Source organism: Geobacter sp. OR-1, assembly GCF_000813145.1.
In the GTDB taxonomy this organism is placed as follows: Bacteria; Desulfobacterota; Desulfuromonadia; order Geobacterales; family DSM-12255; genus Geoanaerobacter.
On sequence record NZ_BAZF01000001.1, the window covers coordinates 234,310 to 260,550 of the forward strand.

At 58.7% G+C, this 26,241-nt stretch carries 25 protein-coding genes; 1 reads left to right on the plus strand and 24 read right to left on the minus strand.

What is annotated here, in order from left to right; translation table 11 throughout:
• Positions 1 to 9 precede the first annotated feature (9 nt).
• The 24 genes from waaF to OR1_RS01085 all read right to left on the minus strand — a co-directional run bounded on the left by waaF (position 10) and on the right by OR1_RS01085 (position 25,415).
• Positions 10 to 1,095, minus strand: a complete 1,086-nt coding sequence (gene waaF, locus OR1_RS00980) for a lipopolysaccharide heptosyltransferase II (RefSeq protein WP_041969395.1) — start codon at positions 1,093 to 1,095, stop codon at positions 10 to 12.
• A 126-nt stretch (positions 1,096 to 1,221) separates the two neighbouring features.
• Positions 1,222 to 1,392, minus strand: a complete 171-nt coding sequence (locus tag OR1_RS21325) for a Trm112 family protein (protein WP_082002745.1) — start codon at positions 1,390 to 1,392, stop codon at positions 1,222 to 1,224.
• Between the two features lie 11 nt (positions 1,393 to 1,403).
• Positions 1,404 to 2,477 carry a tetraacyldisaccharide 4'-kinase gene (gene lpxK, locus OR1_RS00985; RefSeq protein WP_041969396.1) on the minus strand — a complete coding sequence of 358 codons (1,074 nt, stop codon included), beginning with the start codon at positions 2,475 to 2,477 and terminating at the stop codon, positions 1,404 to 1,406.
• Positions 2,474 to 3,763 carry a 3-deoxy-D-manno-octulosonic acid transferase gene (locus OR1_RS00990; RefSeq protein ID WP_041969397.1) on the minus strand — a complete coding sequence of 430 codons (1,290 nt, stop codon included), beginning with the start codon at positions 3,761 to 3,763 and terminating at the stop codon, positions 2,474 to 2,476. The genes lpxK and OR1_RS00990 overlap by 4 nt, the downstream gene beginning before the upstream one ends.
• A 29-nt stretch (positions 3,764 to 3,792) precedes the next feature.
• Positions 3,793 to 4,458, minus strand: coding sequence for a lysophospholipid acyltransferase family protein (locus OR1_RS00995; protein WP_052440180.1), 666 nt, complete (start codon positions 4,456 to 4,458; stop codon positions 3,793 to 3,795).
• Positions 4,455 to 6,173 carry a lipid A export permease/ATP-binding protein MsbA gene (msbA, locus tag OR1_RS01000; RefSeq protein ID WP_041969398.1) on the minus strand — a complete coding sequence of 573 codons (1,719 nt, stop codon included), beginning with the start codon at positions 6,171 to 6,173 and terminating at the stop codon, positions 4,455 to 4,457. The genes OR1_RS00995 and msbA overlap by 4 nt, the downstream gene beginning before the upstream one ends.
• A complete protein-coding gene (lpxB, locus tag OR1_RS01005; protein ID WP_370543316.1) occupies positions 6,170 to 7,306 on the minus strand; it encodes a lipid-A-disaccharide synthase in 1,137 nt (378 codons plus the stop codon). The genes msbA and lpxB overlap by 4 nt, the downstream gene beginning before the upstream one ends.
• 90 nt (positions 7,307 to 7,396) lie before the next feature.
• Complete coding sequence (locus OR1_RS01010; protein WP_041969400.1) at positions 7,397 to 8,485, minus strand: DegT/DnrJ/EryC1/StrS aminotransferase family protein; 1,089 nt, start codon at positions 8,483 to 8,485, stop codon at positions 7,397 to 7,399.
• Positions 8,486 to 8,507: 22 nt separating this feature from the next.
• Entirely contained in the window at positions 8,508 to 9,449 is a 942-nt protein-coding gene (locus OR1_RS01015; RefSeq protein WP_041969401.1) for a Gfo/Idh/MocA family protein, read from the minus strand.
• A 46-nt stretch (positions 9,450 to 9,495) separates the two neighbouring features.
• A complete protein-coding gene (gene lpxA / locus OR1_RS01020) occupies positions 9,496 to 10,278 on the minus strand; it encodes an acyl-ACP--UDP-N-acetylglucosamine O-acyltransferase (protein WP_041969402.1) in 783 nt (260 codons plus the stop codon).
• A 3-nt stretch (positions 10,279 to 10,281) separates the two neighbouring features.
• Complete coding sequence (fabZ, locus tag OR1_RS01025; RefSeq protein WP_041969403.1) at positions 10,282 to 10,728, minus strand: 3-hydroxyacyl-ACP dehydratase FabZ; 447 nt, start codon at positions 10,726 to 10,728, stop codon at positions 10,282 to 10,284.
• Between the two features lie 42 nt (positions 10,729 to 10,770).
• Positions 10,771 to 11,811: a UDP-3-O-(3-hydroxymyristoyl)glucosamine N-acyltransferase gene (gene lpxD / locus OR1_RS01030; RefSeq protein ID WP_041969404.1), complete on the minus strand. Its 1,041-nt coding sequence runs from the start codon at positions 11,809 to 11,811 to the stop codon at positions 10,771 to 10,773.
• Positions 11,812 to 11,839: 28 nt separating this feature from the next.
• Positions 11,840 to 12,364: an OmpH family outer membrane protein gene (locus OR1_RS01035; RefSeq protein WP_041969405.1), complete on the minus strand. Its 525-nt coding sequence runs from the start codon at positions 12,362 to 12,364 to the stop codon at positions 11,840 to 11,842.
• 20 nt (positions 12,365 to 12,384) lie between these two features.
• Entirely contained in the window at positions 12,385 to 14,679 is a 2,295-nt protein-coding gene (bamA, locus tag OR1_RS01040) for an outer membrane protein assembly factor BamA (RefSeq protein ID WP_237754190.1), read from the minus strand.
• Positions 14,680 to 14,766: 87 nt separating this feature from the next.
• Positions 14,767 to 15,441, minus strand: coding sequence for an ABC transporter ATP-binding protein (locus OR1_RS01045; protein WP_041969406.1), 675 nt, complete (start codon positions 15,439 to 15,441; stop codon positions 14,767 to 14,769).
• The gene (locus OR1_RS01050; RefSeq protein ID WP_041969407.1) at positions 15,434 to 16,708 is read right to left on the minus strand and encodes a lipoprotein-releasing ABC transporter permease subunit; all 1,275 of its coding nucleotides are present in this window, start codon (positions 16,706 to 16,708) and stop codon (positions 15,434 to 15,436) included. Before OR1_RS01050 ends, OR1_RS01045 begins: the two co-directional genes overlap by 8 nt.
• An 85-nt stretch (positions 16,709 to 16,793) precedes the next feature.
• Positions 16,794 to 18,269, minus strand: a complete 1,476-nt coding sequence (lysS, locus tag OR1_RS01055; RefSeq protein ID WP_041969408.1) for a lysine--tRNA ligase — start codon at positions 18,267 to 18,269, stop codon at positions 16,794 to 16,796.
• A 283-nt stretch (positions 18,270 to 18,552) separates the two neighbouring features.
• The gene (locus tag OR1_RS01060; RefSeq protein ID WP_041969409.1) at positions 18,553 to 19,449 is read right to left on the minus strand and encodes an HD-GYP domain-containing protein; all 897 of its coding nucleotides are present in this window, start codon (positions 19,447 to 19,449) and stop codon (positions 18,553 to 18,555) included.
• A gap of 175 nt (positions 19,450 to 19,624) precedes the next feature.
• The gene (rlmN, locus tag OR1_RS01065; RefSeq protein ID WP_041969410.1) at positions 19,625 to 20,668 is read right to left on the minus strand and encodes a 23S rRNA (adenine(2503)-C(2))-methyltransferase RlmN; all 1,044 of its coding nucleotides are present in this window, start codon (positions 20,666 to 20,668) and stop codon (positions 19,625 to 19,627) included.
• Positions 20,669 to 20,725: 57 nt separating this feature from the next.
• Positions 20,726 to 21,139 carry a nucleoside-diphosphate kinase gene (gene ndk, locus OR1_RS01070; protein WP_041969411.1) on the minus strand — a complete coding sequence of 138 codons (414 nt, stop codon included), beginning with the start codon at positions 21,137 to 21,139 and terminating at the stop codon, positions 20,726 to 20,728.
• A gap of 91 nt (positions 21,140 to 21,230) precedes the next feature.
• Positions 21,231 to 21,428, minus strand: a complete 198-nt coding sequence (locus tag OR1_RS21330; RefSeq protein WP_082002746.1) for a hypothetical protein — start codon at positions 21,426 to 21,428, stop codon at positions 21,231 to 21,233.
• A 217-nt stretch (positions 21,429 to 21,645) separates the two neighbouring features.
• Positions 21,646 to 23,259 (minus strand): aldehyde dehydrogenase (NADP(+)), encoded by a 1,614-nt coding sequence (locus tag OR1_RS01075; protein WP_041969558.1) that lies wholly within the window; start codon positions 23,257 to 23,259, stop codon positions 21,646 to 21,648.
• Between the two features lie 8 nt (positions 23,260 to 23,267).
• Positions 23,268 to 25,130: an aldehyde ferredoxin oxidoreductase C-terminal domain-containing protein gene (locus tag OR1_RS01080; RefSeq protein WP_041969412.1), complete on the minus strand. Its 1,863-nt coding sequence runs from the start codon at positions 25,128 to 25,130 to the stop codon at positions 23,268 to 23,270.
• 60 nt (positions 25,131 to 25,190) lie between these two features.
• Positions 25,191 to 25,415 (minus strand): MoaD/ThiS family protein, encoded by a 225-nt coding sequence (locus OR1_RS01085; protein WP_041969413.1) that lies wholly within the window; start codon positions 25,413 to 25,415, stop codon positions 25,191 to 25,193.
• Between the two features lie 133 nt (positions 25,416 to 25,548).
• On the opposite strand from OR1_RS01085, the gene amrA reads away from it, so the two are divergent.
• A complete protein-coding gene (amrA, locus tag OR1_RS01090) occupies positions 25,549 to 26,124 on the plus strand; it encodes an AmmeMemoRadiSam system protein A (RefSeq protein ID WP_041969414.1) in 576 nt (191 codons plus the stop codon).
• The last annotated feature ends 117 nt before the right edge of the window (positions 26,125 to 26,241 follow it).

The window sequence follows — 26,241 nt, forward strand, 5'->3', positions numbered from 1 at the left end:
GCCCTCTGCTCAGGCGTTTTCAGGGGGTGGAATGATTTTCCCCCGCAGATCGCGGGCAGCTTCGACCACTGCGGCAACAGTAACCGCTTTCATGCACCTGTGATCGGTCGGGCATTCCCGCTTCATGCACGGCGCGCAGTCAACCGTTTCGCGAACCACCACACCATATTCGGTAAGCGGATAGGTGGTGGTGTGGTCAGTGGAGCCGAAGATCGCCACCAGCGGCACACCGAAGGCAGCTGCCAGATGCATCGGCCCGGAATCGTTGGTGATGAAAAAGTCGCACCGCTTGACCAGCGCCAGCAGCTCCCGCACCGTGGTCTTGCCCGCCATGTTGGCGCAAGCGCCGGCCAGCCCGGACTCGATGTCCGCGGCAATGGCCGCTTCGCCCGGACCGCCGGTTATGACGACCTTTGCGCCCCACGCCGAGGCGAGTTCGGCCGCAACGGCGGCAAACCGGTCGGGATACCATCTCTTGGCCGAGCCATAGGTGGCGCCGGGGTTGATCCCCAGGACGAAATCCGTCCTGCCGATGCCGTGCCGGCCAAGCCGGTCCGCGACTGCATTGTCTTCCGCAGCAGTCGTTACCAGCAGCTGGCGTTGTTCAGCGGAGGTTATCCCGAAATGGGCGAGCATGGCAAGATAGTTTTCCGATTGATGCTCCCCTTTCGGTTGCAGGGAGAGCGGGAAGGGATGGGTAAGCAGCAGCCCGCGGCCGTCGCTCCGGTTCCCGAGGCGGCGGGGAATGCCGGCCAGCAGGGTTATGAACGCGCCGTCGAATGAGTCGGGAAGCAACAGGGCCAGGTCGAAACCATGGCGCCGCAGCTCCGCAGCCAGCCTGAACCTGCCGGCCAACCCCTTGTGACGCCCCTTGCGGTCGTAGACCAGCACCTCATCCACCCAGGGATGGGGGGAGAACAGGCCGGCCACCATCTGGTTGGCCAGGATCGTGATCCGCGCCTCCGGAAAAGCGGCCCGGACCGTGCCGATGGCAGGCAGGGTCATCACCGCATCCCCGATCCAGTTCGTGGCCCGGATCAGGATCTTCCGGATCGAGGAACGGTCAAGGTTGGAATAAGATCGTTTATCAGTCATAGTCACTCAGATAGAAACCGACACAGTAGCAGGCTCCAGATGCAAGGCGCACAAAGGATGAGGAGCGAGGCGTACTGAAGTACGTTGAGCTCATCAGGCTGCAGTGCAACGCCGCAGATGGACCTGCTACGAAGTCGGTTCTGCTTCGTCAACGAGCATAACCGGTATCCCCTCCCGCACCGGATACCGCAACCGGCAGGCCGGGCAGACAAAGGCGGCCTCGTTTGCCTCCAGGTCGAGCTTCCCCTTGCACTGCGGACAAACCAGTATGGCAATCAGATCGGGCGACAGCGCCATGGCTTACCTCCTCAGAGTAACTTGTCCAGCGCCGAGACCAGAGGTCCCGGTTCATTGATCTTGAGCTCCAGCCGCGCGACCAGGCAGTTCCCCAGGATGCCACGGTACGGCAGCAGCTTGACCGCATCTTTGGCAGTCGTGATCAGGCAGTCGGCCTTTTTGGTCGTCTTCAACCGGCCGAGCGCCTCCAACTCTTCCTTGCCGTAGCGGGTATGGTCCGGAAAGGCCAGCGTGGCGAGCAGCGGCACCCCTTCCCGCTCCAGGGCGTCAAAGAACCCCGATGGATCGGCGATACCGGCAAAGGCAAGGACCCTGCGGCCGGACAGTTCGGCAAATGAGGTGCTATCGCCGCCCGCAAGCGGAGCCCAGCCGGTCAGGGCGTGGCTGGCACTGCAGTACGGAATCGCCCGAACCGCAGCAGGGATCTCTGGCAAGAGTTCCCCGCAACGCGTGAACAGCACGAGATCCGCCCGCTGTGCCGCTGTCACCGGTTCGCGCAGCAGCCCGGCCGGGAAGGTCCTGGAACCGGCAAACGGATCTTTTGCGTCGAGCAGGAGGATGTCGAGATCGCGCTTCAGGCGCTGATGCTGAAAACCGTCATCAAGGATGAACAGGTCTGGGCTAAAACGCTCCATGGCCAGATTGCCGGCGCGGTAGCGATCCGGCCCCATGACGACAATCAGACCTGCCAACGACGATGCCAGCAGGCACGGCTCGTCGCCGGCCTCCTCCGCTGACAGGAGCAGGGCGGAACCATCGCTGACCACCCTGGTCTCCCCTTCCAGGGAGCCGCCGTAACCCCGCGTCAGGACAGCCACCCGCTTCCCCCGTGCCATCAGCATCCGGGCAAGAAAGAGCACGGTCGGGGTCTTGCCGGTCCCGCCCACGGTAATGTTCCCCACGGAGATCACCGGTCGCGCCAGTCTACGGGACCGGAGCAGGCCGGACCGGTAGCCAAGAGCCCGCAATCGCATGATTGCGCTGTACGGCACCGCGGCGAGCCGCAACAGCGCCAGGAGCAGCCGGTCGCCCGCTCCCTGCCGCTTGCCGGCCAGCAGTTCCCTGAAATACTGCTCCCTGCTCACGAGCGCCCCTCTATCAGCCCTGCAATCACGGCCATATGCCTCTCGGTGGCCCCGTTGTTCTCCCGGAGCAGCCTGAGGCCGCATTCGCCCATCTCCCGGCGACCGGCAGGATCAGCGAGCAGCTGCCGGATCTCTGTCGTGAGCCGCGCCCCATCGGCCACCTCGCAACCGGCCCCATACTCCTTTACCAGCGCGGCGATCTCCCGGAAGTTGTTCATCTGCGGGCCGAACAGGACCGGCACCCCCAGAGACGCCGGCTCCAGGAGATTATGGCCCCCTTTTGGGACCAGGCTGCCCCCCACGAAAACGATATCCGAAAGGGTGTAGAACTGCATCAGCTCGCCAACGGTATCGACCAGGAGCAGCTGTCCCGCCAGCAGTGGCGGGTCGCCGGGGTTGAGTTCCGACCGCCGCCGGAATATTATCCCGTTGTGTTTGAGGAGTTCGGCAACTGCAGCGGCCCGCTCGGGATGGCGCGGGGCCAGGACCATGAACAGGCCGGGTGTTCCGGCCAGAAGTTCGAGATATGAGGCTATTACCGCCTCCTCTTCCCCCTGGTGCGTGCTCCCGGCAGTGATGACCGTTGCTGCGGCCGGGATGGCATATCTTTCCCGCAGCTCCGTCTTTCGTTCCGCTGCCGCCGGAGCGACCGGGATGTCGAACTTCAGGTTCCTGGCCACTGAAACCCGGTCTGCCGGGGCACCGATGGCAACGATCCGCCTGGCATCCTCTTCCCCCTGCATGCAGAAGCGGGACACATTGGCCAGCACCGGCCGGAAAAATGCCTTGACCCGCAGGTAGCCGCGCAGGGAGCGGTCCGATATCCTGCCGTTGGCAATGACGACCGGCACCCCGGCAGTAGCGGCCTCGCGAAGGAAATTCGGCCAGAGTTCGGTCTCGACCACCACGATGACCGAGGGGTTGACCGTTCTCAACAGTCTGCGCACGCTGAAAGGGTAATCAAACGGGAAATAGATGGCCCGGTCGACCTCCGGAAAGCCGGAGCCGACCTGCCTTCCGGTCTCGGTCATATTGGAGAGCACCAGCGGGGTATCGGGGAAACGCGCCTTGATCGCTTTCAGCAGGGGGCGGCAGGCAACCGATTCCCCCACCGATACGGCATGGACCCAGATGGGGCGCCTGTCCGCGCCGTAATGTAATTCCCGGATGAAACCGAACCGTTCTGCCAAAGCCGCAGGCCGTCCCCTGCTCGCGGAGCGATACAGGTGCCAGCCGATGATCAGCGGCAGCAGCAGCAGCAATAGGATGTTGTACAGTAAATACATGTTCGGCCCGAACTGTCTGTTGTCTCAGGTTACTGCCGGGAATCCGCAGCGCGGTCGGCCGTTGCCGTGGTCTCTCTCAGGGCGGTCTCGATCCGCAGCCGGAAAGTCTCCAGCTCCTCCCCTTCGCTGTAGTAGACCGGATCGCCGATGACAAACACCCCTTGCGAGAACGGCTTGGGGATCACCATCCGGTCCCAGCTGGTCCCGCGCCAGCAGCGGGAAGAGGAAAAGGCGATCGGCACTACCGGCCGGCCGGTTACCCTGGCAACCTGCGCGACCCCCATTTTTGCCACCTCCGCCGGTCCGCGCGGGCCATCAGGGGTTATGGCAACATCATTCCCTTTGGCAAGCAGCCGCCCCATCTCGCGGAGGGCGCCGACACCACCCTTGGAGGACGACCCCCGGACCAGGCCGAAGCCGAAACATTTCATGACATCGGCGATCAGCTGGCCGTCCCGATGGGTGCCAATCAGCACGTTCATTCGCGTGCCCGGGTAGATGAAAGGGATCATCAGCAAGCGGGCATGCCAGAAGGTGCCGATGAACCCTTCGCCCCTGGCGACCAGGCCCGGCATGATCTCCCCGCCGATCATCCTGATCCGCATGGTCATCCGAAAGAGGCTCAACAGGCCATAGATCAGCCACGCAATCTGCGGGCTGAGACGGGCCAGCATTTTCCTCCGCAGCTCTTTCATCCCTGAAACTGCATATCATAAAGCCGTTTGTAAAGCCCGCCCTTTTCAAGGAGTTCGGCATGCGTCCCGCTCTCCTTGATCTCCCCGTTCTCGATGGCCACGATCCGGTCGGCACGGAATATGGTCGAGAGCCGGTGGGCGATCACAAAGGTGGTACGGTTGGCCATCAGGTTTTCCAGGGCCTTCTGGACCATCTGCTCGCTTTCGGTGTCCAGGGCGCTGGTGGCTTCGTCCAGGATCAGGATCGGGGCATCCTTGAGGATTGCCCGGGCAATGCAGAGCCGTTGCCGCTGCCCGCCGGAAAGCCGCACCCCGCGGTCGCCGATGTTGGTCTGATAGCCTTCCGGCATCTCCAGGATGAAGTCATGGGCAAAGGCGGCCCGTGCCGCAGCCTCGACATCCGCATCGATCGCGTCCGGCCGGCCGTAGCGGATATTGTTGGCAATGGTGTCGTTGAACAGGATCGTCTCCTGATCGACCAGGGAGATCTGCTTCAGGAGATCGGCCAGCACCAGGTTCCTGATATCCCGGCCGTCAACCAGGACCTCACCGGACTTGACGTCATAGAAACGGGGGATCAGCGATACCAGGGTGGTCTTGCCGCCGCCGGAAGGCCCGACGAGCGCCACGACCTCCCCTTTGCGGGCCGATAGGGAAATCCCTTTCAGCACCTCCTCGTCATCGTAGCTGAAAGAGACATTGCGGAACTCGACCTCGCCCCGCACCCGCGAGACCGGCTCGGCATCCGGGGCATCGACTATGTCCGGCTCGGCATCGATAATCTCGAAGACCCGTTCCGATGCGCCGATGGAGCGCTGCATCACGTTGTAGGCGTTGGTAAGTTTTTTTATCGGCGAGTACATCAGGACCATGGCGGTCACAAAAGAGAAGAACTCCGCGGCCGTCATCCGGCCGGACATCACGTTGGCCCCGCCGACCCAGATGACCGCGGCAACGCCGAACGAGGTAATGAACTCGATCACCGGGGTCGAGAGCGCCTCGTACTTGATCGCCTTGCGCTGGTAATAATAAAAGTCCCGGTTGTGGTTCCTGAACTTGTCGACCTCCCGCTCCTCCAGACCGAACGCCTTGATGACCTTGATCCCGGAAAAGGTTTCCTGCAGGATGCCGGCAATATCCCCCATCTTTCCCTGCCCCTCTTTGGCCAGGTGCTTGATCCGCTTGCCGATCTTCTGGGCCGGATAGACGGTTACCGGTATGACGATGAAGGAGATGAGGGCCAGCTCCCAGTTGCGGTAGAAGATGACCCCAAGGAGCGAGATTGCGGAAAGGCCGTCGCGGAACAGGCCGGTGATGACCGTGCCGACCCCTTCCTGCATCATGTTGACGTCGTTGAGTACCCGCGACATCAGGCCGCCAGTGGTCTGGCGCTGGAAAAAACCGAGCGATAGCCGCATGTTCCGCTGGTAGATCTCGTTGCGCACCCCTTGTACCGCCATCTGTCCGGCAGTGCGCATCAGGTAGTCGTTGGTGAAGCGGCAGACCCCCCTGATGATGAACAGGACGATGATGCCGACCGGCAGCAGCGAGAATATCAGCAGGTCCTTTTCCGCAAAGATCTTTTTCAGGAGCGGTTCCACCAGATAGGCAAAGGCGCCGTCCATGGCGCCGACGCCGGTCGAAACCACGGCGGCGATCGCCATCCGCTTCCAGTACGGCTTGCTGTAAAGAACGATCCGTCGAAATGCATTCATCGGTTAGCGTTTCCTTGTTTCAGAAGGTCGATGGCCAGCCGGGCCACCCGTTGCGAGGCCCCGCTTTCTCCGAGCAGGGATCTGACCCGGCCCAGTTTTCGGCGGATACTCCCGGCATATTCACTGTCAACAAGCATCCTGCCGAGCTCAGCGGCAATTTTGCCGGGTTCGGCATCATGCTGGGTCAGTTCGGGAACCACCCGTTCACCCGAGACGATGTTGCAGATGCCGATATGATCGACACGGATCAGCTTGGTGCCGATGACGTAGGTCAGGGGTGAAACCTTGTAGATGATCACCATCGGCACCCCAAGCAGGGCGATCTCCATGGTGACGGTCCCGGAAACCGCAACAACGGCATCGCACGACTGGATTACATCGTGGACCTTGCCGCTGACCAGGGTGGCAGCGATGCCGCTCTGATCGAGCATCGGCTGCAGATCGCCAGCGGTAAGGCTTGACGCCACCGGGATCACGAACTGGAGCTCGGGGAACCTCTCCCGCAGGAGTCCGGCAGTAGCCAGGATCACCGGAAAGAGCCTCTTCACCTCACCCTTGCGGCTGCCCGGGAAAAGCCCCACTACCGGGCGAGACGGGTCGAGGCCGCATGACCGGCGGGAGTCGGTCTGCGAAAAAACCGGGTTGACCATATCGACCAGGGGGTGTCCCACAAAGGTGACCGCTGCCCCGGCCTGCTCGTAGAAAGGGACCTCGAACGGGAAGACCACCGCCATATGGTCCACCAGCCGGGCGATCTTGTGCACCCGCCCGGCCCGCCAGGCCCAGACCTGGGGACTGATGTAATAGAGAACCCTGACTCCGGCCTTTTTGGCCGCCCTGGCCAGCAGCAGGTTGAAATCCGGGTAGTCGATAAGGATGAGGAGCTGCGGGGGATCGGTCCTGAGGATATTGCGCAGGGTGGTATAGGCCCGTTTGATGACACCGAAATGGGCAATGACCTCGATCAGGCCGACCACGGCCATATCCGCGGCATCCACCAGGATATCGACCCCGGCCTCGCGCATCCGGACGCCGCCCATGCCGAAAAACGAGAGCTCCGGATCCAGCCGCCGCGCCTCTTCCACCAGGCGGGCGCCGTACATCTCGCCGGATGCTTCTCCGGAAACGATCATGACCCGTTTATCCCGCACAGCTCTCCCCATAAAACATAGAGACGCCCGGCCGGGCGTCTCTTTTTGCGATCATGTTGCCAGGCTGACCTGTCAAACCGAGCGTATTACCTCCACCACCCGGCGCACCTGGTCGTCGGTCATCTCCGGAAACACCGGCAGCGACATGCAGCGCGCCGCAACCTCTTCCGAGACCGGGAGCTGTTTCCCCTGGTATGCCTCGGCAAAGACCTCCTGCTTGTGGAGCGGGATCGGGTAATAGACGGCGGATGCGATCTGCGCCTCGGTCAGAGCGGCCATCACAGCGTCGCGCTTACCGGTAAGGGTCGTGTACTGATGGTAGACATGCGTGCCGATGCCGTCTTCAGCCGGCGGCGTCAGGGCCGAGCCTGCCAGCAGCGAGCTGTACAGGTGCGCAACCCTTCTGCGCCCCTTGGTGAACTCCTCGATCCGCTTCAGCTTGATGCGCAGGATCACGGCCTGGATCTCGTCCAGACGGCTGTTGTAGCCGATGACATGATGGTGGTAACGGACCTTGCTGCCATGGTTGCGGAGAACCTTGATCTGCTCGGCAATCGCGTCGTCGTTGGTGGTGACCAGCCCGCCGTCACCGTAGCAGCCGAGGTTCTTGCTTGGGAAAAAGCTGAAGCAGCCGGCAGTTCCCCAGGAACCGGTCATTTTGCCGCCGATGTCGGCGCCGAACGACTGGGCGCAGTCCTCGATCAGGAGCAGTCCCCGGCTTCGGCAGATCTCCCCGATCGCCTTCAGGTCCGCCGGCTGGCCGAACAGGTGCACCGGAAGCACCGCCTTGGTGCGGGGGGTAATCGCCTTTTCGATCAGGCTCGGAACGATATTGAAACTGTGCGGATCGATATCGACAAAGACCGGAGTGGCGCCGACATAACGGATCGCCTCTGCCGTGGCGATAAAGGTAAACGGCGTGGTTATCACCTCGTCGCCCGATCCGATCCCTGCAGCGGCCAGGGCCAGGTGCAGGGCATCGGTGCCAGAGGCGCAGCCGATGGCATGCCTGACGCCGAGATATTCGGCCGTCTCTTTTTCAAACGCGGCCACGTTCGGGCCGAGGATAAACTGGGTATTTTCAAGCGCGGCGAGAACGCCGGCATCAATCTCTTCTTTCAAGGCATGATATTGCCCCTTCAGGTCAACCATTGGAATCATCGATTTATCTCCTTTTCACCATTCACAATTTACCCTTCACAGCATCTTCCACCATCAACGCCACCGCCAGCGCCCTTTTACCGTCCAGTCCGGTAACCGGCGGGGTCGAACCCGAACGGACCGCGGCAATAAAGGCCTCGATTTCGTCACGCAGCGGGTCCGAGGCCGGGAACGACTGCTCTTCCCGGGCCAGGTTCGGCACCCCGGGCTGCTGTTCCCCTTCCCCCTTTGAGAACCGGATGATCTTGCGGTCCTGGAAATCGACGTTCAGGTACGAGTCTTCCTGGAAGATCCGCATCCGCCGCTCGCCTTTCAGGCTGATCCTGCTGGCAGTGATATTGGCGACGCAGCCGTTCTCGAACTCAAGCCGGGCATTGGCGATATCGATCTTGTCGCTGTAAACCGGGGCTCCGGTAGCCCGGACTTCCCGCAGCGGCGAATCGACCAGGGAGAGGATGATGTCCAGATCATGGATCATCAGGTCGACGATGATGCTGACGTCGGTGCCGCGTGCCTTGAACGGGCCGATCCGGCTCGCCTCAATGAACCGCGGCGTCTTCAGGTTGCTGCGCAGGGCCGCATACACCGGATTGAACCGCTCCAGGAAACCGATCTGCAGGGTTACCCCCTGTGCCGCGGCGATCCGGTTCAGGGCCTCCGCCTCTTCCAGGGTTGCGGTCATCGGCTTTTCCAGCAGGACATGCACCCCGCGAGAGAGGAAGAACTCGGCCACCTCGAAATGGGCCCGGGTCGGGACCACCACGCTGACCGCATCCACCCGGCCGGCAAGCTCCCGGTAATCGGTCACCGCTTCCACACCAAGCAGGCCGGCGACCTCGTCCAGCCGCGACCGGTCTGCATCCGACACGGCGACCAGCTCCACGCCATCGCAAGCGGCAAATTTGTCGGCATGGAACTTACCCAGATAGCCGACCCCAACAACCGCTGTCCGTATCATAGTCATGCACACCTCGATGAACACGGCATTACTTCGTCGCACAGCAAGCCGTTCATGGCCGGCAGATTCCGCGCGTGGACTTCTCGATGAAATTCACAAAGTAGTCCACTTCCTGCGACCGTCTGACCTCACTCTTGATCTTGGCCAGGATATCGGGGAGCTTCAGCTTGGAAAATGCCAGAATCCGATAGGCCTTTTTCAGGTCGGAAATCACCTCCGGGCTGAAGCCGCGCCGCTTGAGACCGATCAGGTTCAGGCCGCGCAGGGAGGCGTCGCGTTTGTCACAGGTAGCGGCAATGGTAAACGGCGGGATATCGTGGCCGACCATGGTCCCCCCGCCGATCATCACATAGCCGCCGATATTGACGAACTGGTGGATGGCGACCAGGCCGCCCAGGATGGCATAGCTGTCCACCGAGACATGTCCGGCCAGGGCAGTGGCATTGGCCATCACAATGCCGTCGCCGAGGATGCAGTCATGGGCAACGTGGGAATAGGCCATCAGCATGTTGCCGCTCCCTACAACCGTCTGCTTCCGGCCGCTGACGGTTCCGCGGTGGATGGTGGCAAATTCGCGGATCACGTTCCGGTCGCCCACGATGACCAGCGTTTCCTCACCCTTGTATTTCAAATCCTGCGGAGCAGCGCCGATGGCGGCCATCTGGAAAATCTGGTTCTCTTCGCCGATGGTGGTCCAGCCGTCGATCACCGCATGAGCGCCGATCTTGGTGCCGCGCCCGATCTTGACATGCTCTCCGATCACCGCGTACGGCCCGATCTCGACATCTGGGGCAATCTGGGCCCCCGGATGGACAATCGCTGTTTGATGTATCATTATTTACTCCGTATCCTTGTCTGCTAAAGTGGCCTTTAACTTGGCTTCAGTCACCAGTTTGCCCTCGACAAAAACCTTGCCGGAAAATACCCATATCCCGCGCTTGCAGGCGATCACGTCAATCTCTATCCTGAGCTGGTCTCCGGGGACAACAGGCTTTCTGAACTTCGCTTCGTCAATAGAGCCGAAATAACATACTTTATTCTGAGGATCGTCACCTGTCGCCAGATAGGCAAGGATCCCGCCGACCTGCGCCATTGCCTCGATGATCAGCACGCCCGGCATGACCGGATGTCCCGGGAAATGGCCGGGAAAGAACGGCTCGTTAATGGTCACGTTCTTGATCGCCACAATCCTCTTGCCCGGATCGTGCTCCACAACCCTGTCAACCAACAGAAACGGAAACCGGTGCGGGAGTATCTTCATTATCTGGTTTACATCCATTATCATGGTGCCCTCCTGTTTATGAACAATCAAAGGATTGGTCTCAGACTATCGGTTTTCCTGCTGCAGCAGTTTTTCCAGCTCCGCTACCCGCTTTTCCAGGGCGGATACGCTCTTTTTGACATCAGGCAGCTTCGGCACCACTGCAGAGGTCTTGAGCCACTGGCGGTGATCATAGGCGGGAATGCCGCTTACCTGGCTTCCGGCAGGGAGACTGCCGGCTATCCCGGATTTGGCCCCGACGATGGCGTTGTCGCCGATGGTGAGATGTCCTACCACCCCGACCTGGCCGGCCAGGGTGACATGGTTGCCGAGCCTGGTGCTCCCGGAAATCCCGACCTGGGAGACGATCATGCAGTCCTCGCCGATCACGCAGTTGTGGGCGATCTGCACCAGGTTGTCGATCTTGGTGCCCCGGCCGATCCGGGTAACATCCAGCGCCGCCCGGTCAATGGCGCAATTGGCCCCGATTTCCACATCGTCTTCAACGATTACGATCCCGATCTGGGGGATCTTGTACCATTGCCCGTTGTCCGGCGCATAGCCGAAGCCGTCGCTGCCGATAACGGCCCCGCTCTGGATGATCACCCGGTTGCCGATAATGCACCGTTCGCGGATAACCACGTTGGCGTGAATGGTGACGTCATCGCCGACCTCGACCCCCGGGTAAAGGACCGCGCCGGGGTAAACGACCGACCGGTTCCCCAGCTTGACGCCATCCATGATCGTTGCGCCGGGGTAGACCGTTATGTCCGCGCCGATAGTGACATTCTTCCCGACCAGTGCCCCGTCCATGACCCCCATCGGTTCCGGGGGCGCAACATGGAAAAGAGTCAGCAGCTTGGCAAAGGCAAGATACGGGTTCGGTGTTTCGATCACGTTTCTGCCGTGACTGTCCGCTCCGGGCGGCAGTACCACGGCCGATGCCTTGGTGGCGGCAACCTTGGGGGCATACCTCGGGTTGGCCAGAAAGGAGATCTCACCCTCGACCGCATCATCCAAGGATGCCAGGCCGGTGACAACCACGGCCGGGTCGCCGATGACCCTGGCGCCGAGAAACTCTGCCAGTTCCTGCAAGGACTTGGTCATAACGGCATCTCCATCCAGCCCGACGGCATTATTTCTTGTCCTTTTTGCCGTTCATCTGCTTGACGATCTCATCGGTCAGATCGACATTTTCGTCAAAGTACATCAGCATCTCGCTCTTGGCCAGGATCAGGGAAAAACCGTTCTTCTTCCCGTACTCCTGGGTGGTCCGGAACGCTTCCTCGATGATCTTGTTCTTCAGCTCTTCGTCCTTGGCCTGCAGCTCGTCGTTCACGTCCTTGATGAACCGCTGGTATTCCTTGAGCTTCTGCTGGTAATCCTTTTCCTTGGCATTGCGGGCCGATTCGTTCAGCAGAATGTTCTGCTTTTCCAGATCGGTCTTGAGCTTTTTCAGCTCGTCTTCCCTGGTGTTTTTCTCGGATTCGTGCTTGGCAATCTTTGCGGCGAGCTGCTCCTTGGCGGCCTTGCCGGCATCGGAATTGAACAGCACCTTCTGGATGTCGACAGCCCCGATCTTCGTCGATTCTGCAGCATCCGCATGCGCGGCCCCGAGAAGTAACAATGATACAAGTAACCCGATAATCCCTGATTTCATACAGTTCTCCTTTGTGGTTATCAGAAAAAGCTCCCGATGGAAAATTCGATCTTGCCGCTTCTGCTGTCAATGCCCTCGCGCGGATTGAGCGGGATGCCGTATTCAAGCCGCAACGGCCCGATCGGCGAAAACCAGCGCACGCCGAAACCGTAGCTGCTCCGCATGACCGAGAACATCTGGCTCGGTTTGTCGTAAGAGTTGCCGGTGTCAAAGAACAACACCCCTTTGAGGCCGGCCTCCTTGAGGAGCGGCATGGTAATCTCGGCAGTGAAGATCGCTTCGGTGGTCCCGCCGGTATAGGACCGGATAACCGCGTTTGTGGCGTTCACATCCGACCTGCTGTCAACGATCTTGTAAGGGCTGACTGTCCTGCCGCCGAAACCGCGCAGGGTGTTGATCCCGCCGAGATAAAACTTCTCGTCGATCGGGATATCCTTCCCCAGCCCCTGGATATGCCCTAGAACGCCGCGAACGGAAAACACGCTGTTCCAGACCAGCGGCGTGAAATATGTTGCTTCGCCGATATAACGGGCATACCGGCTGGTTCCGCCAAGCCCGGCAAATTCGGCAGAGAGCGTGCTCATCGTGCCGGTTGTCGGGTCCATCCGGTAGTCGGTGTTATTGCTCGTCACACTGGCGGTTATCGAGCTGGTCGTTGACGTCGGCTCAAATTCCTGCTTGCTGAGGATAAACGCCTGCGAGAGGTTGAATATCTCTTTCTGCTCATACTTGTAGATCCAGAAGGTGCTCAAGGTGTCGCTGATCAGATACCCGGCCTTGAGGTCACCGCCGATCGCCCGGCGGGTGTAATCAATGTAATCCCTTTGCGACCGGTACAGATCCGCGCCGACTGTCCACTTGGAATCCAGGAAATACGGATCGGTGAGCCCAAAGCTGTAGGTACTGGATTTGCCCCCGATGGAAGCCGATGCGTTCGCCTTCAGCCCCAGACCGAAGAAGTTGGACTGCTGCACCGAACCCTGACCGATGAAGCCATCCAGAGAACTGTAGCCGGCGCCGATACTGAAAGTGCCGGTGGGCTTCTCCTTGACATCGACCTTGAGATTGAGCCTGTTATCGGCAGAGCCGCGCTCGGTGGCAATGGTGACCTCTTCAAAAAAGCCCAGGTTCATCAGGTTCTGCTTGCTTTTCTTCAGCCCGGTGCCGCTGTACAGATCTCCCTCAGCGAGTTTCAGCTCACGACGGACTACCTTGTCCCTGGTCTTGGGGTTACCGGCGATAGTGATCCGGTCGATGTAGACCTTGTCACCCTTCTCCATGTCAAAGGTAATGTCCACGGTCTTGGCTTCCGGGTTGACCCGCGTCACCGGGTTCACGTTGGCAAAGGCATACCCCTGGTCCGCATACACGTCAGTCAGGATAAAGACGTCATTTCTCAGTATTGCCCGGCTGAAGATCTCCCCGCTTTTCAGCTTCAGCTTCTTGGAGAGCTCTTCGCTCTTTTCCAGGAGATCGCCTTTGAAATCGATCGACCCGGCCCGGTACTGGTCCCCTTCCCTGATATCGATCTGGACCTGGAGACCTCTCTTGTCAGGGAGCAGTTCGACGCGGGGCTCGGCAACCTTCACATTCACATAGCCGTTATTGAAATAAAAATCCGCAATCAGGGCCATGTCGTTCTTGAGAACTTCTTCCTTGTACACCCCGGCGCCGGTCAGCCAGGAAAGCCACCAATCTTCGGTCGTCTCCATCAACCCCTTGAGCTTGCGGCGGGTAAACGATTTGTTGCCGGTAAAAAGGAGCTCCTGAATCAGGATCTTCTTCCCCTCGGTGATCTTGAGCACCACCTTGAGATCGGTATCCCCCCGCTTTTCGGTGGCACTCTCCACTTCAGCCAGATAGTAGCCTTCGTCAGCATACAGCTTCTTGATTTTCCTGATGCTTCGCGCCAGGTCCTTGGCAGAATAGATCGAGTTGGGCTTGACTTCCAGGGCTTCCTTGATCTTTTCCGCGGAAAGCTCCTTGTTTCCCTCGATCTTGACATCCCTGACCACCGGCCTTTCGGACACGGTATAGGTAAGGATCAGACCTTTGTCACCCGGAGTTGTCTCGGCCTTGACATCCTGGAAATGACCCAGCTTGTACACGGCCCGGACATCGGCATCAACCTTGTCCAGATAGAGCAGGTCTCCGGCTTTTATCATCAAGGCGTTCCTGATGGCATCGGATTCGATCCTCCTGTTACCCGAAACCCGGACTTCGGCAATCCGCTCACCCTCAGCGCCGGCATATCCTGCGGCCACCGTAATGAGCAGGAGAATGAGAGCGCATATTTTACCAAACCATATAACCAAAAGTCCTCCAAATCGATTCAGTGAACCGCAACAGGGGCAGGAAGCAAAATCCGGCGAAATTTGCGCGGTGCAATGACCGCACCGGCACTATGATCCGATTCGGCCGTCAACCAGCCGGATCGTGCGGCCCATGCGGCCGGCCAGCCTTTCGTTATGAGTTACGATGATCATGGTCAATCTGCGGCTGGCATGGATTTCCCCCAGCAGGCCGTGAATCTCGTCGCTGGTTTTCATATCAAGATTGCCGGTAGGCTCATCAGCCAGAAGCAGCTGCGGAGACCCGACCAGGGCCCGGGCAATCGCAACGCGCTGCTGCTCCCCGCCGGACAGCTCTCCGGGGCGGTGCGAGAACCGGTGCCCCAGACCGACATCCCGAAGCAGCTGGGACGCGACTTCGGCAGCTTCGATCCTTTTTCCCCCGCTAATGAGCAGCGGCATCATCACGTTCTCCACTGCCGTGAATTCCGGGAGCAGATGATGGAACTGGAACACGAACCCGATGGACCGGTTCCGGAACGATGCCAGCCCCTGGTCGCCGGTCTTGAATACATCTTCGCCCTGAAACAGGACACTGCCTGAGCTGGGGCGATCAAGGGTACCGAGAATATGCAGCAGGGTGCTCTTGCCCGCTCCGGATGCCCCTACGAGTGCGATGGTCTCACCCTCGGCAAATTCAAGGTCTATCCCCTTCAGGACATCGACCCGGGCATCGCCGCTGCCGAAGGACTTGTGGACCCCCCTGACCTCAAGGAAACTATTCATACCTGAGCGCTTCCGCAGGGGCCATCCGCGATGCCTGCCAGGCCGGGTAGAGTGTGGCGATAAACGAAATCGCTATTGCCGTAACGCAGATCATGGCCACATCGCCCGGAACTACCTGCGACGGGAAATGGTCAAGGTAGTACACATCCTTGCTGAACAGCTCGAAACCGGTAAGCCGCTGGATAACATCGACGATCTGTTCCAGGTTGCAGGCAATCAGCAGTCCGCCGATGGTGCCGATGAACGTCCCGGTAACGCCGATGATCAACCCTTCCAGGACAAAAATCTTCATGATGCTGCGGCCGGTAGCGCCCATCGACTTGAGAATGGCGATATCCTTGGTTTTTTCCATGACAACCATGAACAGGGTCGATGCGATGCCAAAAGCGGCAACCAGGACTATGAGTGTCAGAATGATGAACATCACCATCTTCTCGGTCTTGAGGGCGAACAGGATGTTCTTGTTCATCTGCATCCAGTCCCGGGCATGGTATCGCGCACCGAGCCCGGCATTAAGCTTCTTCACCAGTTCGCCGGTCTTGTAGACATCGGCCACCTTCAGCTGGATCCCGGTGACACTGCCGCCCATGCCGAGAAAATCCTGGGCCTCTGAAAGCGCCACATAGGCAAGGGTGGAGTCATACTCGTACATACCGGTATTGAAAAGCGCCACGACCCGGAACTTCTTCATCTTCGGTATCATGCCGAGAGGGGTGATGTTCCCCATGGGTGAGACCACATTCAGCGTGTCTCCCACATAGAGATTGAGATTTCTGGAGAGTTCGCGACCGATCATTATGCCGGGCAGAGGCGGTTCGGCGCCTGCCAGGGGAGCGCCCGAAACCGGCTCGAGATCGGCAATTTTGCCATCGCTGACCGACTTATGGAGATTGGTGACCTTACCGTCCGTGGCCAGGTCGATCCCGCGCAGCACCACGCCCGAAACGTTCTTGCCGCTGGTCAGCATCACCTGGCTGTAGATGAACGGCGTCGCCGCCTGCACCCCCTCGAACTTCTTCACCCGGTCGATCAGACCGTTGGAGTCATCAATGCCGTTGGCGCCGCCAAGCACCACGACATGGGCGTTGGTCCCCATGATCTTGGTCTTGAGCGACTCCTCGAAACCAGTCATCACCGCCAGCACCACGATGAGCGCAAGCACGCCGAGGGCCACGCCGCTCGTAGAGATAACGGTAATTATGGAGATGAACGTTGATTTCCGCTTCGCCTTGAGATAGCGGAGACCGATGAAGAGTTCGTAGGGCATAAAAACCTGTGAATAGTGAATGGTAAATAGTGAAAAAACTAAATCTAACGCGGTTTCTTACATTTCACTTTTCACGTTTCACACTTTACTTTTCCTTCCGCAGCTGCGGAAAGAGGATGACGTCGCGAATGGACGCGGAATCTGTGAGCAGCATGACCAGCCGGTCAATGCCGATCCCCTCGCCGGCCGTCGGAGGCAACCCGTACTCCAGGGCACGGATGTAGTCCTCATCCATGTAATGCGCCTCTTCGTCCCCTTTGTCCTTGGCCGCAACCTGGGCCAGGAACCGCTCCTTCTGGTCGACCGGGTCATTAAGCTCGGAAAAGGCATTGGCAAGCTCGCGGCCGGCAATGAAAAGCTCGAAACGGTCCACGATCTCCGGATCCTGGTCATTCTTGCGCGACAGCGGCGAAACCTCGGTCGGATAGGCAGTGATGAACGTCGGCTGAATCAGCTTGGTCTCGGCCACTTCTTCGAAAATCTCGGTAACCAGCTTGCCGTATCCGATGTCTTCCGGCAGGTCCAGTCCGATACTCTTGGCATAGGCATAGGCCAGGTCACGGTCGGCCAGATTTTTGGCATCGATATCACCGAATTCGACGATCGCCTCAAGCACGGTCAACCGCCGCCAGGGCCGGTTAAAGTTGATCGTGTGCCCCTGATACGGGAACTCGAGCGTGCCGAGCAGTTCCATGGCGACATGGCACAGGAGCTTTTCCGTGTAGTCCATCAGGTCTTCGTAAGTGGCATAGGCCTGGTAGAACTCCATCATGGTGAATTCGGGATTGTGGCGGATGGAAATCCCTTCGTTGCGGAAATTCCGGTTGATCTCGAAAACGCGCTCGAACCCGCCGACCACGAGCCTTTTCAGATACAGTTCCGGCGCAATACGGAGATACAGCTCCATATCCAGGGCGTTATGATGGGTGACAAACGGCCGCGCCGTCGCGCCGCCCGGGATCTGATGCATCATGGGGGTCTCGACTTCGAGGAAATCGTTATTCACCATGAATTCACGGATCAGGTTGATCACCCTGGATCGCTTGACAAAGACTTCGCGCACTTCCGGATTGACGATCAGGTCCACATATCTCTGCCGGTATCTCGTTTCCACATCGGTAAGGCCGTGGAATTTCTCCGGCAAGGGGAGCAACGATTTGGTCAGCAACCGGATCGACGTGACGTGCAGGGAGAGTTCCCCGGTCTTGGTCCGAAACGGCCACCCCTCGGCGCCGATTATATCGCCGATGTCAAATGAATCGAAATTTGCGAACCCCTCCTCACCGAGCGTGTCTTTCCGGACATAGATCTGCAGCCGCCCCTTACGGTCCTGCAACTGGACAAAGGCGGCCTTGCCGAACGAACGCCGGGCGATTATCCTGCCGGCCACCACATAGGTTGCCGACTGCTCGGGTATTTCCTGTATTGATCCGAATTCCTGCAAAATACCGGCAGAAGAATGGGTCGGCCTGAAGTCATTGGGGTACGGGTTTATCCCCGCCTCCCACAGGGTATCGACTTTCCTTCTTCTCTGCAGCAACAGCTCACTGAGTTCTTCCATAAATCCCCTTTTAAACCGAAAAGACAAGGCATTTCCAGCTGATCAACAAACTGGCAAAATAGACCATATCATGCTGCGAAGTCAAGCAAAAAGGGGGATTCCGGACCGGTGGAACTACCTGCATATAAATGGGAAATTTAATCCGATCAACCGACAAAAACGGGACGGCAAACGCCGTCCCGAATAAAACGCACTGCTGGTGAAAATCACTTTCGTCTGAGCCTGATCATTGTCACCTCACCGCACTGACGGACAACCGCCACCAGGCAAACCGGACCGCGGATCAGCAGTTGCCGACCATGCTGTAGACCCTGGCCCCGAAGCGCTTATTGGCAAACGTCACCACTTCGGTCTCACGGGTGATGTCATCAAGCACGGTCAGGAAACCCTCGACCACTCGCGGATCGAACTGGCTGCCGGCATTGGAATACAGCTCCTCCAGGGCATCCCTCATGTTCAGGACATCCCGGTAGGGGCGTTCCGAGGTCATGGCGTCAAAGGCATCGGCAACGGCCAGAATTCTGGATTCGAGCGGGATGGCCAGACCCTTGAGCCCGTACGGGTAGCCAGTCCCGTCATAGCGCTCGTGATGATGCATGATCGCCAGGCTCTCCTGCTTCAGGGATTTTACCGAGTCGATGATCTCGGCGCCCAGGACCGAATGCTGCCGCACCAGCGACTGCTCCTCGACCGTCAGCGGACCTTCTTTCCGCCAGACATGGTCCGGAATGTAAATGGTGCCGATATCATGGAGCAGGGCCGCCCGTTCCAGGGAATCAAGCTCGTCCTGACACAGCCCCATGGCCCGGCCGATCTTGACCGCAAACCCGGCGACCCGGGCCGAATGGCCGCTCGAATAGGTGGCATTCGCATCGATCGCCGCAGCTATCGACTGGATGGTCGACAGATAATTTTCCTCCAGCTTGCTGATGCTCTCCATCAGATGGACCTTTTCGCCGGCCAGCTCCCAGTTTTTCTTGATCTGGCTGAGACGGGCGGTTCGCTCCAGATAGGTAAGCACATAATACATGACAAGCATGGATACCGAAATCACGCCTGCCGCCTCCAGCCTCTGCATCCCCAGGTAGCCCGGCATGCAGAGCCAGATCAGGCATCCGCCGATCGTCAGCACCGCCATACAGTTGGTAGGGAAATTGTCCGACAAGATCTTGCATTGCATACGAAAAAACTCCTTCTCGTTTCTATACCCCTTATATCGACGAAAGGTTTTGGAAACTTAAGAAGTAATTTCAATACGATCAGAGTCAAAAAGATGACTTAAAACAGGGCGGTATCATGGAATGCTGCTGTTTGGATCAAGCAGGGTTTACCCGGAGGGAATAGAGCAGGGATGTTCAGGGATGGTCGGACCGGTTCTGCTTCACCAGCTTCCCCTTCAGCTGGCCGCAGGCCGCGGAAATGTCGCCCCCCCTGCTGTCGCGGGTGATTACAGTGACATGCCGGTCGATGAGATACTTGTGAAAGGCATCTATGGCTGCCTGGGTCGGCGCCCTGAACTCGCACCCTTCGTGTTCGTTGAACGGTATCAGGTTCACCTTGTTGGGAATATCGCTGATCAGCCGGAGCAGCCTCTTGGCGTCATCCAGCGAATCATTGACCCCGCCGAGCATCACATACTCGATCGTAATCTTCCGCCGGCCCGGGAGCGGAAAATCCCGGCATGCTTTCAGGAGTGTTGCCAACGGGTACCGGCGGTTGATCGGCATGATACGGTTGCGCAGTTCGTCCGTGGTCGCGTTCAGGGAGACCGCCAGGTTCACGGTGACCGCACGACCGAGTTCCGCCATTTCCGGGACCAGACCGCTGGTTGAGACCGTTACCCGCCGGGTCGAGAACTGCAGCCCGTTGTCATCGAGCAGTATCCGGATTGCCCGGATGACATTTTCCAGGTTGTGCAGCGGTTCCCCCATCCCCATGAAGACGATATTGGTCACAGGGGCATCCCTGCGGACCGCACAGACCTGGTTCACGATCTCGGCCGCAGTCAGGTTGCGGGAGAGTTTAAACGTGCCGGTGAGACAGAACTCGCACTGCATGGCGCAGCCGACCTGTGATGATATGCAGAGGGTATTGCGCCCTTCGTCCGGGATCAGCACCGACTCCACTGCCTCGCCGTCGCTGAAGGTGAACAGATACTTCCTGGTGCCGTCCCGCCCCACTTCGACTGTTGTGGCATCGAGGTTGCTGATGAAGGCCGTCTCTTCGAGCTCGCAGCGGAGATCCTTGGAGAGGTTGGTCATATCGCTAAAGGTCCGGGCGTCTTTCTGGTACAGCCACTTGAAGATCTGGGTGGCGCGAAAACGCTCCTTCCCCTGACCGGAGAGGAACTGTTCCAGTTCGGGAAGCGTAAAGTTTTTCAGGTCTGCTTTAGCGTTCATTGTTTCACGAAAAAAGCCCTCTACGGCAGAGGGCTTGGATTCCTATACCTTCCGGGATCAGACCAGTTCGAGGGCGCTGAAGAAGTAAGGGATTTCGAATGCCGCAGTTTCCGGGGCATCGGAACCGTGTGAAGAGTTCTCTTCGATGTTCTTGGCAAACTCCTTGCGGATGGTACCGGGCTCGGCATTGGCCGGGTTGGTGGCTCCCATCAGGGTCCGCCAGGCGGCAATGGCGTTTTCCTTCTCAAGCACCATGACAATGACCGGGCTGCGTGACATGAAGGTGCAGAGGTCGTTGAAGAAAGGGCGCTCCTTATGGACATAGTAGAACCCTTCTGCCTGGGATTTGCTGAGGTGAATCTTTTTCATCCCGACGATCTTGAATCCAGCTTCCTCGATCTTGCTGATGATCTTGCCGGAAATGTTGCGCTCGACGGCATCGGGCTTGATGATGGCAAATGTTCTTTCCATACTACTCTCCGTTCGTAATTAAGATAAAGCAATGGCCTGCAGAACCATGCCTGCAGGCCATTTTCAGTACAGGTCCGGAAAAGTAAGAAACTTACTTTTTCTCGGGAGCAGCAGGAGCTGCGGGTGCTGCAGGAGCAGCAGGAGCCTGGGCAGAAGACATCGGCTTCTGTGCTTCAGGAGCCTTAGGAGCTTCAGCAGCCGGAGCCGGAGCCGGAGCTTCTTCTTTCTTCTTGCATCCAAAAGCCATTGCTACAGAGAGACAGAGTGCGAGGGTTACGAGCTTCTTCATAATTGTCTAGTCCTTTCTTTTTGTGTTTTCTTGCGCAAAGCGCATCGATTGTAAAGTCACAACGACAGGGGAATATACTCCCATAACATCAAAAGTCAAGAGTTTTTTCTTTAGTCGCGTTAATTTTTATCCGGTTTATTTCAGTATGTTACAAAGTGTATACGGTATACTTATCACATTAGCAACTGAATTTTTCCGGCAATCAGAAGCGGCATTATTAATGTCTACCAATCTCATGTTTATCATCAGCCAGTCGTATACCACCTGCAGACCATTTGCCGTTGACCAGACGGAGCAGGCCGTAAGGGTTGGCATCCTGCAATGCCGGCGGCAGCATGATGTCCGGATACCCCTGATAGCATACCGGGCGAAGGAACCGGTCGATAGCCAGAGTGCCGACCGATGTGCAACGGCTGTCCGATGTGGCTGGGAATGGTCCGCCGTGCGTCATGGCATCGCAGACCTCGACGCCGGTGGGAAATTCGTTGAGGATGACCCTTCCGACACGGGTTTCAAGCAGCTCGACAATCGGCCCGGCATCGGAAAGCTCGCTGGCGGCGGCAAACAGGCCGGCAGCGAGATGCCCCCCGAGGTCCGGGATTATTTCCCGCAGCTCCTGAAGATCCTTTACCGCAACCAGCACCGTGACCGGCCCGAAAACCTCGTCTTCCAGAGGCCGGGTTTCGCATCTTAACAGCTCGGGCGGCGCGCGGAACAGGCACGCCGCGGCACGATCACCCTCGGTAATGGCACCGCCAAGCAGTTCCATGCCCGAAAGCTGCGAAAGCCTCCTGATCCCTTCCTGGTAGTTCAGGAGAATCGGCCGGCTGAGCATGACCAGCGGCGGCCTGCTCATTATTTCCAGGCTAAGCATCTGACAGAAAGTATCGAAGGGTTCCCCCGCAATGCCGATGACCAACCCGGGGTTGGTGCAGAACTGGCCGGCGCCCAGGGTCACAGAGGCAGCTAAGCCCGATGCGATCACGCTCCCCCGCTCCCGTAAAGCTCCGGGAAGCAGGATGACCGGGTTGACGCTCGACATTTCCGCAAATACCGGGATCGGCTCGGGGCGGGCGGCTGCGATTTCAGAGAGCGCCCTGCCGCCGGCCAGCGACCCGGTAAAGCCTACCGCCTTGATCTCCGGACATCTGACCAGCGCTGCTCCGGCATTGTCGCCGAACAGCATGGCGAATACCCCTTTGGGGACACCGCTTCGCTCAACGGCTCTGACCACAGCGCAGGCAACCAGTTCCGAGGTGGTCGGGTGCGCAGAGTGGGCCTTGACTACGACCGGGCAACCGGCGGCAAGGGCCGATGCGGTATCGCCACCGGCTACCGAAAATGCCAGCGGGAAATTTGCGGCGCCGAACACCGCCACCGGGCCTGTTCCTATTCGGTACTGGCGGATATCCGGGCGCGGCAGAGGCTGCCGGTCCGGAAGAGCGGTATCAATGCGTGCTCCGAGGAAATCGCCGCGGCGGACCACCGCGCTAAAGAGTCGCAGCTGATTGCTGGTGCGCAGCCGCTCGCCGCGTATCCGCGGCTCAGGGAGGCCGGTCTCCCGCATTACTATCTGTACGAACCTGTCGTCAAGACTGTCGATCTCTTCGGCGATGGCTTCCAGAAACTGCGCCCGCTCCTCCAAGCCCGACTTGCGGTAAATCGTAAAGGCCGCGCCAGCAGTAGCAGCGGCACGAGAGATCTCGGCGTCAGTCGCGACAAAGAACTCGTACTCCAGGGGCTCGCCGGTTGCGGCATCTAACGAACAGAACCTGGTCCCCGACTCTTCGCTCCGCTTTCCGTCGATAAACTGCTTCCCCAGAATCTCCATCCCGTCCCTCATCGGCCTTTCTGTCCGATCTCGGGCAAAAGCCCCTCCAACTCCGGCTCGAAGATCTCCCAGACCCGTTTCTGAAGCTCGGCAATAAATTCCGGGCTGGTAATATTGGGGAGCTTGATATTCTGGTTCGGCCGTTCCCACACCTCGGCAGGAAGGGTGTACTCGGACTTTTCATACCCCTGCCGCAGCTCCAGGGCCAGACCGCGCAAGAAAGCCCTGCGCACGGCGGCGGCCAGGTCTTCTGCGGTCACGTCCATATCGAACTCGCTCTTGATGCAGTCCACCACCATCTGGGTGCAGATCCCCTTGGTTATATCGAAAAACTTGCAGAGGCCTATCATGTCGAAGCCGACAATCTGGAGCTTGGTTCTAGTGATCCCCTCGACCCAGGAGTCCATATCCGACTTCCCCTCGCGGGTCAGGAGCCCGTACGTTCCCATCGACATATGGCCGCCGGCGATGGCCCAGGCATAGCCAGGATTGGTTTCGGGCTGATAAGCCGGCAGTTCCAGACCCTTGACATGGTAGGCGTAGGAGGTCTCGCCGGTACTCTCGGAGAGGCGTTTGGAGCCGTGCCCGATCTCAGGCAGATTCCCGGTTCCGGCCTGCTCGACCAGTTCCCTGATCCCGGCGTATTCTCCGAAGCGAGCGCCGTTCAGGAGCGGCTGTTCCGGATGCCTCTCGTTGTAGGAGAGCACGTAAGAGACGGTCACTCCCAGGGAGATGGAGTCCATGCCGTAATTGTCGCTCAGGTGGATCAGGCTGGCCGCCTGCGCCGCATCATGGATCCCCAGGTTGGTGCCGAGGAGATTGAGCGGTTCGTAGTCGAACTTGGCCAGAAACCTGCCGGCGCTGCCGTCTCCCCTCTTTTCGTGGACATTGTTATGGCAGGTTATCCCGCAGCGGAAGCAGGCTTCCGACTTGATCACGAACTGCGGCTCAACATTTTCCCGGAACAGCTTCTCCGGCAGATCGTTTCCCTGGGGCCGGAAATTGTTCACCGGCACGGCATTAAAGACCTGCATGACATCGTAAGCAGCCCAGGTTCCGCCGCCGCCACCGCGGCTGATCGGCTGAAGCCGCGCCGAACCGCCCCCTTTGACGACATTGATGTTTACCTTCTTCACCTCAGCTGTCAGGGGCTTGATCTTGTCGCTGCTCTGAGCCACCAGGGCGAGGAGGTTCTTGTATCCCATGAGGCTCCCCATGCCGCCGCGGCCGGCGAAACGCATTTTATCCTCTCCGGATTTAAGCTGGTTGTCGGTCGACAGCGCTACCGCGCCCATGTAGACATTCTCCCACTGCTCACCGGCCTGGCCGATCGCCGCAAAATGGGCATTGCTGCCGTATTCATTCTGCAGAGCCATCATCTTGGCGTGGGTGGAAAGGCCGACCAGGTGACCGGCCGGCTTCAGCTCCACCACCGGGCCATCAACAGACTCCCTGATCAAGGCATAGACCGGTTCAGGGGAGCGGTTTTCGAAGATCAGTTCGTCCAGGCCGGTCCACTTGAACTTGGCGCCGAAATTGCCGCTGCCGGTCGACCAGATGGCTGCAGGCAAACCCTTCCTCGACTCTTTGATCGGGCTGTAGCCGGAAAAATAGGTGCGCAAACCGGTCATGGCGCTGCTGCCGGTTAAGAGGCCGGTATTGACGATGAGCGGGTTGGCATCGCAATAGGCGTCCCTGATGTCGCGTTCGGCCAGAATCTGGAAGGAACGGCCGAACCCGCCCAGAACATCCTCCAGATTGCGGCAGGGAACATCTTCATAGCGGGTTTTGCCGCTCCCGAGATCGACCGTACAACGCGCATACAACACCGAGGCTGGTTCAGATGCCGGATCAGAGGTGAAACATTTCATGTCGGTTTCTCCTTGTTTCAGGCGCACAGGCTATGCAGAGCAATGATTCATCTTCCGTGGTTACCCGCCATCCAGTAACGGCAACAGACACAAGGTATCGCCATCATGGAGTTCATCTTCGATGCGTGCATGGATGTCATTGATAAGCACGATACCGAGAAGGGGCCTGGGTATCCGGAGCTCGTCAACCACCTCCAGCACGGATACTGCAGAAGGATACTCACGGACATTTTCCTTAAATCGACCGTCCCGAAATGGCCCAACCAGCTTTATGGTCACTTTCATTGTTGCCCCGAAACACCCATCCGTTCAAATTCGTTTGGAACGAAATGTCCGGATTGTCAGGTATAGCTTGTCAAATGCCTACTGAATATAGTACATTAGCGCACCCTTAGCAACCCCAAGAGGAGGATTTTGCATGGCAAAGATGTTTGGCAAAGATGACCGGCGGCAACTGCTGCACATCGCCCGGGAAGCGATAACCTCTTTCGTATCGACCGGTTCCGTATCGACCCGGGAGGCAAAATCCGAAAAACTCCAACAATGCTTCGGCTGTTTTGTCACCATCAAGGTGGACGAAAAATTGCGTGGCTGTATCGGTAATTTTATCTCGGACAAACCGCTCTGCAAACTGGTGCCGGAAATGGCAACAGCGGCCGCGACCAAGGATCCGAGATTCTATCCGATGAAGAAGCAGGACCTCGACAACTTCGCCCTGGAAATATCGGTGCTGTCGCCTTTGCAGAAAATTGCCGCCATCGATGAGATCCATGTCGGTACACACGGCATCTACATGGAGAGGAATTTCCACCGCGGGGTCCTGCTCCCCCAGGTGGCCACCGAATACGGCTGGGACCGCGATACCTTTCTGCAGCAGACGGCCCTGAAGGCCGGCATGGGTAAAGACGACTGGAAAGAGAATACCGATATCTACGTTTTCAGCGCCGAAGTTTTCAACGAGGATGAGCTGATCATCGGTAAAAGGCAGCAGTAAGGGGTAAACCGGCCGCTGGCTGGAAGCAGATAATAGCAAAAAAGGGGAGATGCCGAAGCATCTCCCCTTTTTGTCTCATTCAGCAAAAGAACGCGGTCAACGCCTGATTGAATGCTG

Excerpts from the sequence above, each read along its gene's own strand:
- amrA (WP_041969414.1), top strand. The coding sequence starts at position 25,549 with ATGGCAAAGATGTTTGGCAAAGATGACCGGCGGCAACTGCTGCACATC.
- msbA (WP_041969398.1), bottom strand. The coding sequence starts at position 6,173 with ATGAATGCATTTCGACGGATCGTTCTTTACAGCAAGCCGTACTGGAAG.
- OR1_RS00990 (WP_041969397.1), bottom strand. The coding sequence starts at position 3,763 with ATGTATTTACTGTACAACATCCTATTGCTGCTGCTGCTGCCGCTGATC.
- fabZ (WP_041969403.1), bottom strand. The coding sequence starts at position 10,728 with ATGATAATGGATGTAAACCAGATAATGAAGATACTCCCGCACCGGTTT.
- OR1_RS01035 (WP_041969405.1), bottom strand. The coding sequence starts at position 12,364 with ATGAAATCAGGGATTATCGGGTTACTTGTATCATTGTTACTTCTCGGG.
- ndk (WP_041969411.1), bottom strand. The coding sequence starts at position 21,139 with ATGGAAAGAACATTTGCCATCATCAAGCCCGATGCCGTCGAGCGCAAC.
- OR1_RS01080 (WP_041969412.1), bottom strand. The coding sequence starts at position 25,130 with ATGAAATGTTTCACCTCTGATCCGGCATCTGAACCAGCCTCGGTGTTG.
- lpxB (WP_370543316.1), bottom strand. The coding sequence starts at position 7,306 with ATGATCGTTTCCGGAGAAGCATCCGGCGAGATGTACGGCGCCCGCCTG.
- OR1_RS00995 (WP_052440180.1), bottom strand. The coding sequence starts at position 4,458 with ATGAAAGAGCTGCGGAGGAAAATGCTGGCCCGTCTCAGCCCGCAGATT.
- waaF (WP_041969395.1), bottom strand. The coding sequence starts at position 1,095 with ATGACTGATAAACGATCTTATTCCAACCTTGACCGTTCCTCGATCCGG.
- OR1_RS01015 (WP_041969401.1), bottom strand. The coding sequence starts at position 9,449 with ATGACTATGATACGGACAGCGGTTGTTGGGGTCGGCTATCTGGGTAAG.
- OR1_RS01060 (WP_041969409.1), bottom strand. The coding sequence starts at position 19,449 with ATGCAATGCAAGATCTTGTCGGACAATTTCCCTACCAACTGTATGGCG.
- OR1_RS21325 (WP_082002745.1), bottom strand. The coding sequence starts at position 1,392 with ATGGCGCTGTCGCCCGATCTGATTGCCATACTGGTTTGTCCGCAGTGC.
- rlmN (WP_041969410.1), bottom strand. The coding sequence starts at position 20,668 with ATGAACGCTAAAGCAGACCTGAAAAACTTTACGCTTCCCGAACTGGAA.
- OR1_RS01045 (WP_041969406.1), bottom strand. The coding sequence starts at position 15,441 with ATGAATAGTTTCCTTGAGGTCAGGGGGGTCCACAAGTCCTTCGGCAGC.
- lysS (WP_041969408.1), bottom strand. The coding sequence starts at position 18,269 with ATGGAAGAACTCAGTGAGCTGTTGCTGCAGAGAAGAAGGAAAGTCGAT.
- OR1_RS21330 (WP_082002746.1), bottom strand. The coding sequence starts at position 21,428 with ATGAAGAAGCTCGTAACCCTCGCACTCTGTCTCTCTGTAGCAATGGCT.
- OR1_RS01075 (WP_041969558.1), bottom strand. The coding sequence starts at position 23,259 with ATGGAGATTCTGGGGAAGCAGTTTATCGACGGAAAGCGGAGCGAAGAG.
- lpxD (WP_041969404.1), bottom strand. The coding sequence starts at position 11,811 with ATGACCAAGTCCTTGCAGGAACTGGCAGAGTTTCTCGGCGCCAGGGTC.
- OR1_RS01085 (WP_041969413.1), bottom strand. The coding sequence starts at position 25,415 with ATGAAAGTGACCATAAAGCTGGTTGGGCCATTTCGGGACGGTCGATTT.
- OR1_RS01010 (WP_041969400.1), bottom strand. The coding sequence starts at position 8,485 with ATGATTCCAATGGTTGACCTGAAGGGGCAATATCATGCCTTGAAAGAA.
- OR1_RS01050 (WP_041969407.1), bottom strand. The coding sequence starts at position 16,708 with ATGCCCTACGAACTCTTCATCGGTCTCCGCTATCTCAAGGCGAAGCGG.
- lpxA (WP_041969402.1), bottom strand. The coding sequence starts at position 10,278 with ATGATACATCAAACAGCGATTGTCCATCCGGGGGCCCAGATTGCCCCA.